Below are 14285 nucleotides of genomic sequence, written 5' to 3'. Positions count from 1 at the left end.
AGAGGGGGCTTGGTACTTATGAAAGGATTTGGCTTCTATAAATCCAAGAAATATTTGCAGCGCGTACTGAGCTCGATCATGTTAGCGATGGTTATTGTCCTATTAGCTTCCTCATTTGCCAACACGTATCTGCTGGAAAAATCAGTTAAACGGATGCAAGAAGACTCGAATCTCAAAATTCTCACACAAATGCAATACAATTTCTCTTACATGAACGAAATCATCACGCACTTATCCTACTTTGTTTTAAAAGATAACTTGCTCATTCCGTTGATGTTCGATGAAACCTTACCCAAAATGGATTTAATCCGCAGCTACCAACGCATGTCCAGTATCATGGACAGTTCCTCTTTCTTACATTCTATGGTGGTCTATAATCATTCGCAAAATGAGATTTACGGGACGACTAGTAATTTCTTATTGGATGGTGGTGTGACCAAAAAGAAAATTACCGATTGGTTGCTCGATCCCACCAACCAGCACGATACTTCGAGGCTCATTCCTGTCAGTCTCGAACAAGAGGATGGTCAAATTGATGCTTTCGCATTCGTCGTAACCGAATCGTTGAAGTCTTTTTCACGCGGTGAATCCGCTGTTGTTCTGTATATCAAGTCCGATTGGGTCTTCGATAGCTTGAAGAAGATGAACGATACAGGCAGCCGATCGCAAGGTGAGGTTCTGATGGCAGATCAGGAAGGTCGCTTATATTCCTCTCACAACATAGATGCGTTCAGTAGTAAAGCAACACAGGAAACCATTCATACCTACATTAGGAATCATAAGGAAGCAACGAATGAACCTTCCGGATTCGTTATTGGGGATGTTGAAGGTGAGAAAAGCATGATTACCTATATGGCAAATCCGATTCCGAATTGGACGATTCTGTATGTGCAGTCGTATGACCAATTGATGGCAGAAGTCACGCAGACACGTGTGAAATCATTAGTTGTTTCTGGCGTTCTCCTATTGATTGCAATTGGCATATCAGTCTGGTTGTCCTACAAGTTGTATCATCCCATTGAAGATATGCTGCATCGAATTCGGTTTCAGCATCTGCGTGGTGAACCTACGAGGAAAACTGAGGGCGATGAGCTTCACGCCATGAGTGAGCATTATTTGAAATTGTCTCATATCCTGCAGGAAATCAGCTCAGAGCACATCGTCAATAAATATTACATTCGTAAATTCATGACAGACAGTCAGATGTTCTCACAACACGATATGATTAGCTTAATTGACAAACATCTGCTGAATATTGCGTACCCGGCCGAAATTATCGTTGGTGTCCTACGCTTGGATCATTTTCAAACGTACGCGAATCATACAGCTCTTGCGATGAAGAAAATGCATAGCTTTGCTATCACGAATATCGCGCAGGAAATGATGTCCAAGGCATTCCCTTGTGAGGCTGTGGAGGTATGGGGAGATCATATTATTCTTATTGTATCGCTGATTGACGCGCCTATTACGGCGAAAACCGATAGGATTCTTCCCATTATTCAGAGCATCCAGCATACGATAGAGACTTATTACGATCTGAGCCTGTCATGTGGTCTTAGTGATCCCATCTCTCAATTGACACAACTGTCATTTGGCTATACGCAAGCTATGCAGAATAGCTTATATACCCTTATTTTCGGCTACAAGTCCATTATTACGAGTGAAATGGTGAGAGAGAACAACGCGAATAAGCGTGTGTCAATCCCTGAAGCCATCGAAAGGAAACTGTCCGAGAGCTTGAAGAAGGGTTTAATGACAGAAGCGGGGATCGAACTGGAGAAAGCGTTCTCCCTTTTTGCCACCTTTCATTATCATGATATTCAACGCGCCGTTACCAATTTAACATGGGTAATCAAATATACCGTCGTAGAGATTATGGAAAATCGCGTAACGAAGATGAGCTTCAATGTGGATTATATTCATCACATTCCACAAGAGAAGGAAACGTTAGAAGACATGTACGTAGCATTATTAGCCTTATGTTCTCAAATTTGTGAGGGTCAGAAGCCGTCTAATGTGGAACGGAATGACATGATCCTCGAAACAGTAAAGGAACTAATTCATCAGAAATATGCGGATATCAACTTGAGCCAACAATCCATTGCTTCGACGGTCAAGCTCTCTTCCGCTTATCTGGGGAAACTGTTTAAAGACAGCTATCAACTTACACTCACGGAGTACATCAACGAGATTCGGTTGAAGCATGCACAGCAACTTCTTGAGAATGGGGATCATTCGGTCTTAGATATTATGGAAAAATGCGGTTACGCCAATCCGAGTTACTTTTTCCGATTATTCAAAGCCAAATTCTGCAGTACGCCGAAGGAATATCGCATGAAAAAATCCATTTCATAACAGGGGAAATGTGTTCAACTAACCGCCACTTCTTCCACCATTTGGTGCATGGAAGGGTGGTTTTTAGCTTTAAAATGGTAAAAAGAGAGTAATTCGCACATTGTACATATGCTTTCTACATATTTTCGAACATCGTACGCTATGTAAACGCTTTATCCTGTGGCAAGATACGAATAGGGAGGGAGGAGCACAATGACGAAATCGCATCCCAACATAAAAAGAAGGCTATTCCAAGAATTCAAACATCTGCGGAAAAATCGAGAGCTGCTGTTGCTTGCGATCCCAGGCATTTTGTTTGAACTGGTCATAAAGTATGTGCCCATGATCGGCCTTATCTTAGCCTTCAAGTATTTCAGGTATGATCAAGGGATTCTAGGTAGCAAATGGGTCGGCTTCAAAAATTTCGAATTTATTTTCAAATCGCAAGACGCCTGGCGCATTATTCGAAACACCTTGTTATACAACATGACTTATATCTTTCTCGGAACGCTTGCAGCACTAGTCCTTTCTATTCTGTTATATGAGGTAAGCGGCCGCATGGTGAAAGTGTATCAAACCACGCTATTTCTTCCATATTTCATTTCACTTGTATTGGTCGGTTACATTACGTACGGCTTCCTGGAGCATAAAAGTGGTTACCTCAATAGCTTTCTGAACACCATCGGGCTTTCGCCGCACAAATGGTACCTTGAAACGGCACCTTGGTTATTCATTCTGCCTGTGGTTGCCGTTTGGAAAAGTGTTGGCTTCTCAACATTGATCTACTACGCTGGGATCGTCGGTATTAACACCGAATATTATGAGGCAGCTAAGCTAGATGGCGCATCACGCTTTCAAATGATTTCACGAATTACATTGCCGCTCATGAAGCCATTGATTATCATCGTATTTATTCTAGGCTTAGGCAATATTTTCCGTGGTGACTTCGGATTGCATTACTTTGTGCCGAATAATGTTGGAGCCAATTTGGCGACAACAGATGTCATTGATACGTATGTGTATCGTGCCCTCTCGAAACTTGGCGACATTAATTCCGGGGCAGCTGTAGGTTTTCTGCAATCTGTGGTGGGATTAATCACCATTGTGTCAGCTAATGCAGCGGTGCGCCGAATCGATAGGGATAATGCATTATTCTAATGAGGGAGGAGCCTAGGAGCTTAATGGAGCTTGCGATTGCTAAACCAACGAAAACGGAATCGATGTGGTATATCCATGTGTTTTTTACAGTTATTTGTGTGTTGATGATCATCCCTTTTGTGCTTGTGATTGCGGTGTCACTGTCATCAGAGAACAGCTTGATACAATTCGGGTATCGTTTTATTCCGAAAGAGCTTAGTTTTGAAGCTTACCGAATCGTCTTGAAATCGCCTGAAATTTGGTTGAAATCGTATGGGGTCACGATTGGTATTACGATTATTGGAACCGTGTTATCCCTGTTATTAACAACGTTGACAGCATATCCGATGTCACGACGCGATTTTCGCTATCATCGTCCGCTTACCTTTTATATCTTCTTCACCATGTTGTTTAATGGGGGCACAATCCCGTTCTACATCCTAATGACGCAATATCTGCATTTAAAAAACTCGATCCTTGCACTCATCATTCCACTTCTCATGAATCCTTTTAATATTATTATTATGAAAAGTTATCTCGATAAAATATCGATGGAAATTATCGAATCTGCCAAAATCGATGGCTCTAGTGAGCTTCGCATTTTTTATCGTATTATTTTGCCGCTTTCTACGCCGGCGTTAGCGACACTCGGTTTATTCATTTCTTTTGCCTATTGGAATGATTGGTTTAATGCCTTGTTATTTATCGATGATAACAAATATGTGCCACTTCAATTGCTGCTAGTTCGCATTCTATCGCAAATTGAATTTCTGGCGAATTCGCCTCTAGCTGAGGCTGCGAGTAAATTACAATTCGCCAACTTCCCTACATTATCCGTGCGGATGGCAATGGCCTTGGTAGCGGGTGGTCCAATGATGATCATGTTCCCTTTTTTCCAAAAGTACTTCGTGAAAGGAATCACGGTAGGTTCACTCAAAAGCTGAGAGGAGGTGAGGGGGCGTTTGTATGAAAGGTTCGATGTTATGATGATACTAGGGGTACTTCATATGGAGGTGTGAAGGTTGATAAGAGGAAAAAAAATGTACCTGAGCAGTGCAGCCATTATGCTTCTGAGTATATCCGTGTTAGCTGGATGCAAGACCGACACGGCAAGTGAAACGTCATCACCGGCCGCAACAACACCCGCAACCACGACAAGTGCTGCACCCGCAACACCGCAACCTAGCACACTGCCTGAAGTTAAATTGACTTTTTACTATCCAAGTAATCCGCCTGGCAAAGATCAGGCTCTCGTAAATGAAGAAGTTAATAAGTATGTGAAGAGCAAAATTAATGCGACAGTAGACCTTAAGCCACTTTCCTTTGATGAATATGATCCGAAATTGAACACGATTATGGCCTCTGGCGAAGCCTTCGATGTGGCCTGGGGCTCGAAATATTGGCTGCTAAGCTATCAGCCGAACATCGATAAAGGTGCGCTCTTGGAGCTGACAGATGCGATGATTAGCATAAATGCAGCACAGGCTCGGAAGAATATTCCCGATAAATTCTGGCCGGATATGAAAGCGACGGATGGCAAAGTTTACGGCTTCCCTGTTTATCAAATTGCTGCTAAGACGAAAAGTCTCGTCATTCAAAAACAATTCGTGGATAAATATAAACTGGATGTTAATTCAATTAAGACGTATAAAGACCTAGAGCCCTTCCTCAAAACGATCAAGGACAATGAAAAGGACGTTATTCCTTTCGGGATGGCTCAGAATTCTTGGGGCCTCTATACGGACCCGAATCTGGTGGCAGCGGATGGTCTTGCGGTTGCTTATAAGAAAGATGACAAAACGTACACGTCCATCACGAAAATTCAACAGTTGCAGAATAAGAAGGACTTCTTCACGACGATGCATAAATGGTCAGTAGCTGGCTATATCAATGAGGATGCCCCGCTTTTGAAAAACATTACGGATCTCAAGAAGAAGGGGAAAGTGGCGGTAAGCCTTGAGTTTACGACGAAACCAGGCGGCGAAGTGGATGAAATGGCGAATAACGGCGGCAACGCGGTTGTGTATGTACCAATCTCTGACTCCTACTTTACAGGAGTTGCGAGTGCTATGCAGGTGATTAGCAAAACATCCAAAAACCCAGAACGCGCCCTCATGTTCATTAACCTGCTTAACACAGATAAAGTATTATATAATCTGATTTCGAATGGGTTGGAAGGCAATCATTATACGAAGAAGGATGACAAATATATTGAACCAATCAAGGATTCCGGTTATGCGCCGAATGTGGATTGGGTGTTCGGTAACCAATTTAACGCCTTCTTGAAAGGTGCGCAGACAACTGATGTATGGGATAAAACGATCAAATTAAACGAAAGCGCCATGGTACCTGTTTCTTACGGATTTGATGTGAATAGAGACACTATCAAATCTGAGGTTGCCAATGTGACCGCTGTAGATAACGAGTTTCAAGTTGCTCTTGAAACCGGTGCTGTAGATCCGGCAGATCAGCTGCAGAAATACATCGACAAGTTGAAAGCGGCCGGTCAAGACAAGATTGATACAGAAACGACGAAGCAATGGCAAGCTTTCTTGAAAGCGAAAGGCTTGTAAATTGTGCACCAGGGCTGTCCCACAAGGTCGATTGACTTTGAGTGGCGGCTTTTTGCGTTTCCGATGCTGGACTGGCTTGTATACATAACAGGACTAGATCTCGAATATATATGAATGAGGACAAGTTGGTTTTCAAATAGAAAAAAGAATGGCTTTTTTTGTTTTCATGCATATACTAATAACACAATGACAGGATTGAAAGAGGTGATCTTGGTGGGAACACGGCTTCTATCGGAACAGCGTGTGAAAACTCGCTTTCCCCATTTAAGGTACATCCGAATTCACACTTCAGATAAATATAAGGCGACCATTTATGCATGGACGGAAGATTTGCAACTATCGAATCAGGATGCACTGAGTGTTGAGAAATATGCAAACGCTTACTTATATCCGTATGTGGTTTTTCAAGTAAAGGCTTATTGTGCAGTCAGGACCGATAAAGTGCCGCTGCTGCAAGAAGTGCCTGTGGATATTTCACAAACGGCGCTGCGCTCAAATTTAAATCAATATGGCATTCTTGCTGCAATCAATCGGCAATTTCCTTATGGGCGATTGCGATTTAAGCACTATGACGTCATCAATAGCATCATACATTTTGATTTCGATGCGCTTAAGCGTATGACGGAACAAGAGAAGGGAAGCATGGCGCTGTATTTACAAGAAATGATTCCCCTCGGCTGCTTCTGTGAGGTGCGATTTCTTGACGAAGATGACTAAGTGATTTGACGAATCCTGCCATAATGACATCCGACTAATTTACCATTGATGAATTTGGATGAAGGGTGTTAGAATTTGTGGTGAAATGGTAAGCTTATTGATGCCTAAGGATTGGACAAGTGTATGCGTATCGAACAACTATGGGGATATCTAGATTCAGGCTGGAAGTATGATCTACTTAATAGCACAACAGGATTGTCATCAAGTAGATATTTCATAAGAAACGAAGGAGCACAGCAATGCTTAAACGATCACCGTATTTCTTATTAATCCTAGCAACTTGCATTTGGGGAGGTAACTTTGTAGCGGGGAAGTCACTCGTTTTACACATTCCTCCAATCACACTCGCAACAGGTCGTTGGGGGATTGCCTTCTTGTGTTTATTACCCTTGTATGGAATAGCAGCTTGGCAGCTTAAACATGAATTTCTAGCGCATTGGAAAATGGTGCTGTTCCTCTCCCTGACAGGAGTAGCGGGATTTAACTCTCTCACTTATGTTGCTGTTCAATACACAGGCTCGATCAATGCCTCATTAATGAACTCGGCGACACCTATTTTCGTTGTTCTCATCACTTGGGCTGTTATGAAGGAAAAACTTGCCTGGTGGGCACTACCCGGAATTGGCGTTTCCATCCTAGGGGTGTGCTGGATTATTAGTCAAGGGGATTTGTCTGCGCTTCTCCGGTTATCCGTCAATCAAGGTGATATGTACATGTTGATCGCCGTCTTATGCTGGGCTTTATATTCAGTAGGTATGAAAAAAATGGCTGGTCGCTTTCCTGCAAGTCCATTTTTACTGGTGCAAGTAACTGTTGCGCTTGTAGTATTAATTCCAAGTGCCTCCATAGAATGGATCATCAAAGCACCGGATATGTCCTGGAGTCCTGCTTTAGTGAGCGGATTACTATATGTGGGAATATTCGCGTCCATCGTAGCTTTCCTGAGCTGGAATAAAGCGATTGAGCTTGCCGGCCCTCAGCGATGTGCAGGGTTTCTCAACTTCATACCGTTGTTTAGTGCCATCTTCGCAACCTCGTTTACGGGGGAATCTCTCCAGCTATATCATCTGTTGGGAGCCTTCTCCATCGTATTAGGTGTGTATTTAACAAATAGGGCTATGAAGAAGCAAGTTCGCCCCTCTTTATCAAAATGAATCAAGTGCTATGCTGAATGAACAAATACAGGTGTGTAAATGGTGAAAGATGCTCTTATGCATCTTTCACAGTTACCTTCACACAGGAACATACAGACTTTGAGGGAGTGTCTCGGCCATTTACATGGCTTTGGGGGACTCTCTTTTTTTATCTCAAATAAGAACTAGGTGATAAATATTTCTTTTATAGGCAATAAACATCTTTAAATTTTAGAAAAATGCTATATAATGTACAATATATAATAAATAGAACATACTATATAGCTGTGTTTCAATGCTTTAGGAGGGATACATCATCGAACTTACGGCTCGCCAATTAGAAATAATTGATCTCGTCGGCAAATATGCGCCAATTGTTGGGGAACGCATCGCAGAGCTATTGGGAGTTAGTCGGCCGACCATTCGGTCGGATTTAGCGGTCTTAGTGATGTTAAGGCATATCGATGCCAAACCAAAGGTAGGCTATTTTCTCGGAAAAGCAGCACATGATGTCCATACACCTAGTAAGATGATCGAGTCCGTGAAGGTGAAGGACGTGATGGGCATTCCAGTGTTACTGCGGGAAACAGTTACTGTTAGCGATGCAGTTGTTACACTTTTTCTCGAGAATGTAGGGAGTTTGATGATTGTTAATCAAGAGGGTGCACTAGCAGGCGTGGTTTCACGAAAGGATCTACTGAAGGTTACATTAGGACATGCAACGGCAACGGCTATGCCAGTCTCGCTGGTGATGACCAGGCAACCGAACATTATTACGGTAAAGCCAGATGATAGCGTGTTAGAGGCAGCTCGTAAGATGATTCAGCATGAAGTTGACAGTTTACCCGTTGTTAAAGCTATTGATGGCAGGGATGGGCTTGAAGTCGTAGGCAGAATTACCAAAACAACAATGACCAAATTGCTGCTGGATGTAGCGCTGGGTACGTAAATCAGGGGGAGTTTACATGGGAGAGAAGCTGCATACCATTTTCGTATGTTCGGATTCGGTAGGAGAAACAGCAAATACGGTTGTTCAAGCAACGATTCGGCAGTTTAATGCTAGTCAGGTTGTCGTTAAGCGACATGGTTCCATTCGAACAGAAGATGAGGTGCGTGCGATCGTAGAAGAAGCTTCACGACTGAAGGGATTTATCGCCTACACGCTTGTATTGCCTGAACTAAGAGAAATGATGAGGCAAGAAGCCATCCGATTGAACGTGAACGCGATCGATATTATGGGACCTATGATGCAAGCCTTTATTGATACGTTTAAGGATTCGCCTAAGCGTAAAGTCGGGCTGCTGTATCAATTAGATGAACAGTATTATCAAAGAGTTGAAGCGGTAGAATTTACTGTCAATAGTGATGATGGCAAAGATCCTAGCACAATGAAGCAGGCACACATCGTACTGCTGGGACCGTCGCGAACCTCCAAGACACCGCTTAGCATTTATTTGGCACACAAAGGATTTAAGGTCTCGAATTACCCTTTAGTCCCTGAGGTTAAACCGCCTAGTCTTTTATTTGAATTAGAACCGAAGAAGCTAGTTGGACTGACGATGAGTGTGGATAAGCTGATTGGTATTCGTACAGAACGACTGAAAGCCGTTGGTCTCCCTTTTGGGGCTAAATATGCGACGAAAGAGCGTGTAGAGGAAGAATTAGCTTTTGCCATGAAACTGTATCGTGAATTGGGTTGTTCGGTTATTGATGTGAGCGAGAAAGCGATTGAGGAAACAGCGGGCTTAATTTTGGCGGAAAGATCATAACGCATCAAACAACGAATCAAACCAATATCGAGAGGGTGGATCGCGTATGCACAGAGATTTATCGTTGGAAATCGTACGGGTAACAGAGGCAGCAGCTATTGCATCATCTAGCTGGACAGGTAAAGGGAATAAGCATGATGCGGATGGGGCTGCAACTTCTGCGATGCGGGAGTATTTTAGTTCTGTTCCTTTTCGGGGGACGGTTGTCATTGGTGAAGGGGAAATGGATGAAGCTCCAATGCTTTACATTGGTGAAGAGGTAGGCAGTGGTGTTGGACCTGAATTTGATGTGGCAGTTGATCCATTAGAGGGAACCGATATAGTTGCAAGCGGTCGGAATAATGCTCTGTCCGTTGTGGCTATCGCAGAGAAGGGCAATCTCCTCCATGCCCCTGATATGTATATGGCGAAGCTGGCTGTTGGGCCGCGATTGGCTGGCAAGCTGAGTCTTGAAGATCCGCTAGAGGTAACCATTCAGAAAGCGGCAAGCATTCTGCATAAGGAAATTTCAGAGCTGACGGTCTCCATCCTAGATCGTAATCGACATGCGGAACACATTATGATCTTGCGTAAACTAGGGGTCAAAATTTATTTGCTCAGCGACGGTGATGTGGCAGGTGCGATGGCTGTGGCATTCCCAGAAACTGGGATTGACCTGCATGTAGGTTCAGGGGGGGCTCCCGAAGGTGTCCTTGCAGCAGCAGCTTTGCGGTGTATGGGAGGCGAAATGCAAGGGCGTTTGCTTCCTGAGAATGAAGAAGAACATCATCGTTGTCTAGCCATGGGGATTACGGATCCATCGAAAGTGTTAGGCATGCGGGACCTTGTGGGTGATTCCGATATTATTTTTGCGGCAACTGGGGTCACATCAGGTGATTTCTTGAACGGTGTCAAATATGGCTGGGGCGGTCGTGCGCAAACCCACTCAGTCGTGATGAGAGCAGAGACACAGACTGTGCGTTTTATCCAATGTGTTCACCAGTTACATGAGGAGCAGCGCGGGAGTGCCTAATTCTCAAGAACAAAGTAACTAGGAATCAAGTTAGACATGTGCCAAGTTCCTCTCCGCATATACTTATGCCAAAGAAGATGCGAAAAGAGGGATAACATGAGCTTGTCTTCAATTGATTTTCTTTCTGTCGTCCGCAGTTGTATACCTGAGGAGGCCGAGATTGTTGTGCTGAGGCAGGAGGGAGAGCCCGCGGCGATTCTTTATGCTGATGTGGATGGTGATGGATTTCCAGAAATCACAGCCCTATATAGATATTTAGATAGCCAATATTTGTTTTCCTTGAAAGAATACTCCGGCAATTGGTTTCCAATCGGGTCGGCATCTACAGGAAAGGATCTTGCTGTGAAGGATTTTGCTGCAGCTCCAGTTTCACGCAAAGAGGGCTGGGATGTCCTTATTGGTTGGGAACGGGCAAATGAACCTACAGCAGAGCTGGATATTATTCAATGGACGCAGACAGGGTTTCAGCGTGTAATTCCACCTGGCACGATATATTCACACTTGGAAATTGAAGATATGCCGACGCGGAATGGTCCAGATGGCCTTTGTGAAATTGCCTTGTGGACGCAGGAGCAAGGTCAAGCGTATCTTGTAGAAACGTATGGCTGGGAACCATATCGGCTTGTGCCGACAAGTGATGTGCATGGCTACTACTTCCAGAAAGTTGCTCGCTACTACGAGAATTTAACGAAGGAACAACCGAATGAGGAGCTGTATCGTAGCTATTTGGAGGATGCTCAGAAACGAGCAGGCGGCAGCTAGAATAGTCCAAATTAAAGCCAGGGGAAATATTCTCCTGGCTTTTACTTGTGTTCAAGGACAAGGGAGAAGGGGAACTTCCCCTTAATTATTAGGGGGAGATAGTGTGTGATAAGGTATGCGTCAAGGAGTAGCAGTAGGAGCAGGGTAAAAGGTGTAGAAGTAGAAGTAGAAGAAAAAGTGTGCTCAATTGAGTAGCTAGTTTCCAAATAACTGTAAAATGTACAGCTAATATTGTCGTTTCACCTAAGCTTTAGCGATTAGATGGAAAAAGTACAGTTAATATGAGCAAGATTAACTGTTTGATGGATTTTGGCGGAAATTAGCTGTAGGAAATCCATCTAATGCTCCCAAATAGGGAGATTCAGCAAAATCCTGTGCTCCAGGCGAATAGAAGAATTTTCTCCAGCTATGCGTCCGTGCGCCGGCCACTTATGTCCGCATCGCGTATCCGATAGCATTATCCGCATTACGTCTCGGCCTATCGTGTCGCAATATCTGACTATGATTGTCCGAATGTTAGACTAAAAATAAGCGTTTTCTTGTGCTAAATTTAAGAGAGTTGTCTAGATATCATATATTTGTATGCAAGGAAAAAACCTATTGGAGGTCTTCACATGTCACGTAAGTATCGAATTGGTATTATTGGTTGCGGTGGAATTGCGAATGGTAAGCATTTGCCTAGTTTGAGCAAGTTGTCAAATGTTGAATTAGTCGCATTTTGTGACATCATTCAAGAGAGTGCAGCAACAGCTGCAGCGAAATATGGGATTGAAGCCGCACTAGTTTGCGAAGATTATAAAGAAGTTCTGCAAGATCCTACGATTGATATCGTGCATGTACTAACACCGAATATTTCTCATGCTGAAATTTCAATTGCTGCACTTGAGGCTGGCAAGCACGTCATGTGTGAGAAGCCGATGGCGAAAACAGCTGAAGATGCGAAACGCATGGTTGAAACAGCGAAACGCACTGGCAAAAAGTTAACTATTGGCTATAACAACCGTTTCCGCCCAGATAGTCAACATCTGAAAAACGTATGTGCTGACGGCGAACTTGGACACATTTATTTTGCTAAAGCACATGCGATTCGTCGTCGTGCAGTACCGACATGGGGTGTATTCCTTGATGAAGAGAAGCAAGGTGGCGGTCCGTTAATCGATATCGGTACGCATGCCCTAGATCTTACACTGTGGATGATGGACAACTATAAGCCGAAGGTTGTTTTGGGCACATCCTACCATGAATTGTCCCAAACAGAAAACGCTGCCAACGCATGGGGGCCATGGGATCCGAGTAAATTCACCGTTGAGGATTCCGCTTTCGGAATGATCGTAATGGAGAATGGTGCTACCATTATGCTTGAATCCAGCTGGGCACTAAACACACTTGAAGTTGACGAAGCGAAGTGTTCGTTAAGCGGTACCGAAGGTGGAGCGGATATGAAAGGCGGTCTTCGCATCAATGGTGAGAAGCACAGTCGTCTCTACACTACCGAGGTTGAATTGAAAGCGGGCGGCGTTGCTTTCTATGATGGTAAAAGTGAAAGCGCGGCTGATGTAGAAATGCGTACTTGGATCAATGCGATTGATCAAGATATTGATCCAGTTGTAACACCTGAGCAAGCTTACGTTGTATCACAAATTCTCGAAGCTATTTATGAGTCTGCTCGTACGGGCAAAGCTGTTTACTTAAACCAATAGAAATTGCAAGAGAAAACCATGAGGATGATAGGTCCTGATGGTTTTTTCTTCGCTGTTGATTCAGCTGAGATTTGAAAAAAGGCGCTGTGATGGCGTATGCTTATCAATAGGTTGCCATTATTGTGTTATTAAGGGAAAGGAAGCGAACCATATGCAATTAGGCTTGCAAAATAAAGTGGCTTTAATCACGGGCGGAAGTAAAGGAATCGGACTAGCTACCGCTATTTCTTTGTCACGTGAAGGGGCGAAGGTGGCAATTCTTGCTCGCAATGCAGAGCAGCTTCAAGAAGCTGCGATCCACATTGCGAATCTAACTGAGGGCGAAGTTCTCGCGATTCAAGCAGATGTGACCTCGGAGGTTGATTGTCAGCGAGCAATCGAAGAGACGGTACAACGTTTCGGCAGTTTGCATATTCTTGTGAATAATGCAGGGACATCTGCAGCTGCACCTTTCGAACAAGTAGGTTCGGCCGTGTGGCGCCAAGATTTGGAGTTGAAATTATTCGGAGCCATCCATTGCTCACAATTTGCGATTCCACATATGCGTGAAGCAGGCGGCGGCTCCATCGTGAATATTACGACATCCGCAGCCAAAACACCTCCGGCTTCATCGCTCCCGACATCCGTTAGCAGAGCGGCGGGTTTGGCATTAACGAATGCGATGAGCAAAGATTTGGGATCGGCACAGATTCGGGTCAACACCGTATGTATTGGAACCATTCGCAGTGACCAGATCGAGAAAGTCTGGAAAAAAGTTGCACCTGACCTCACTTGGGAAGAGTTCGCAAGTGATCCGCGACATGATATTCCATTAGGCCGTATTGGCAATGCGGAGGAAGCAGCCAATGTGATTACCTTTTTAGCATCGGATGCGGCTTCCTATGTAACAGGTACCTCTGTGAATATTGATGGTGGAAAAGGCGCAGCCTTATAGATTATAGTAGTGCAACTACAACAAAGCCTATGTCTCTCCGTTAACGGAAAGCCATAGGCTTTGTTCTTCTTCTATGTTTTTTAGGGCATGGTGCTAGGATTAAATTCTACGTTTCTTTCTTAGGTACCAGATGATCTCAGAGATCGCATCCCGGATTGAAGTGTTTTGGTGAAAAGCGAGTGTTATTGTCATAAGCAAGAAACCTCCCTAATCC

The 14285-nt window shown here is 43.8% G+C and carries 12 protein-coding genes; all 12 read left to right on the top strand.

From position 1 onward, the window contains the following. The first annotated feature begins 18 nt into the window (after positions 1–18). Positions 19–2355, top strand: coding sequence for an AraC family transcriptional regulator (locus tag ASG89_RS18610; protein ID WP_057312355.1), 2337 nt, complete (start codon positions 19–21; stop codon positions 2353–2355). 192 nt (positions 2356–2547) lie between these two features. After that, the gene (locus ASG89_RS18605; protein ID WP_057312354.1) at positions 2548–3492 is read left to right on the top strand and encodes an ABC transporter permease; all 945 of its coding nucleotides are present in this window, start codon (positions 2548–2550) and stop codon (positions 3490–3492) included. A gap of 23 nt (positions 3493–3515) precedes the next feature. Continuing rightward, positions 3516–4415, top strand: coding sequence for a carbohydrate ABC transporter permease (locus tag ASG89_RS18600; protein ID WP_057312352.1), 900 nt, complete (start codon positions 3516–3518; stop codon positions 4413–4415). Positions 4416–4493: 78 nt separating this feature from the next. Beyond that, positions 4494–6044: an ABC transporter substrate-binding protein gene (locus ASG89_RS18595; RefSeq protein ID WP_157276707.1), complete on the top strand. Its 1551-nt coding sequence runs from the start codon at positions 4494–4496 to the stop codon at positions 6042–6044. A 186-nt stretch (positions 6045–6230) separates the two neighbouring features. Further along, on the top strand, positions 6231–6761 hold the full coding sequence (locus ASG89_RS18590) for a hypothetical protein (RefSeq protein ID WP_235549815.1): 531 nt from the start codon (positions 6231–6233) through the stop codon (positions 6759–6761). 239 nt (positions 6762–7000) lie between these two features. Next, entirely contained in the window at positions 7001–7915 is a 915-nt protein-coding gene (locus ASG89_RS18585) for a DMT family transporter (RefSeq protein ID WP_057312346.1), read from the top strand. Positions 7916–8207: 292 nt separating this feature from the next. Beyond that, positions 8208–8843: a helix-turn-helix transcriptional regulator gene (locus tag ASG89_RS18580; protein WP_057312344.1), complete on the top strand. Its 636-nt coding sequence runs from the start codon at positions 8208–8210 to the stop codon at positions 8841–8843. Between the two features lie 16 nt (positions 8844–8859). Beyond that, on the top strand, positions 8860–9663 hold the full coding sequence (locus ASG89_RS18575) for a pyruvate, water dikinase regulatory protein (RefSeq protein ID WP_057312342.1): 804 nt from the start codon (positions 8860–8862) through the stop codon (positions 9661–9663). Between the two features lie 46 nt (positions 9664–9709). Next, on the top strand, positions 9710–10675 hold the full coding sequence (gene glpX, locus ASG89_RS18570) for a class II fructose-bisphosphatase (RefSeq protein WP_057312340.1): 966 nt from the start codon (positions 9710–9712) through the stop codon (positions 10673–10675). Positions 10676–10771: 96 nt separating this feature from the next. Further along, positions 10772–11437: a hypothetical protein gene (locus ASG89_RS18565; protein WP_057312338.1), complete on the top strand. Its 666-nt coding sequence runs from the start codon at positions 10772–10774 to the stop codon at positions 11435–11437. A 614-nt stretch (positions 11438–12051) separates the two neighbouring features. Next, positions 12052–13137, top strand: coding sequence for a Gfo/Idh/MocA family protein (locus tag ASG89_RS18560; RefSeq protein WP_057312336.1), 1086 nt, complete (start codon positions 12052–12054; stop codon positions 13135–13137). Between the two features lie 151 nt (positions 13138–13288). Further along, positions 13289–14071 carry an SDR family NAD(P)-dependent oxidoreductase gene (locus ASG89_RS18555; RefSeq protein WP_057312334.1) on the top strand — a complete coding sequence of 261 codons (783 nt, stop codon included), beginning with the start codon at positions 13289–13291 and terminating at the stop codon, positions 14069–14071. Positions 14072–14285: the final 214 nt, after the last annotated feature.

The sequence above is a fragment of the Paenibacillus sp. Soil766 genome (assembly GCF_001428105.1).
Lineage (GTDB): Bacteria > Bacillota > Bacilli > Paenibacillales > NBRC-103111 > Paenibacillus_E.
The sequence above is the reverse complement of the archived record's forward strand: the minus strand, read 5'-3'. Positions and strand labels throughout refer to the sequence as shown.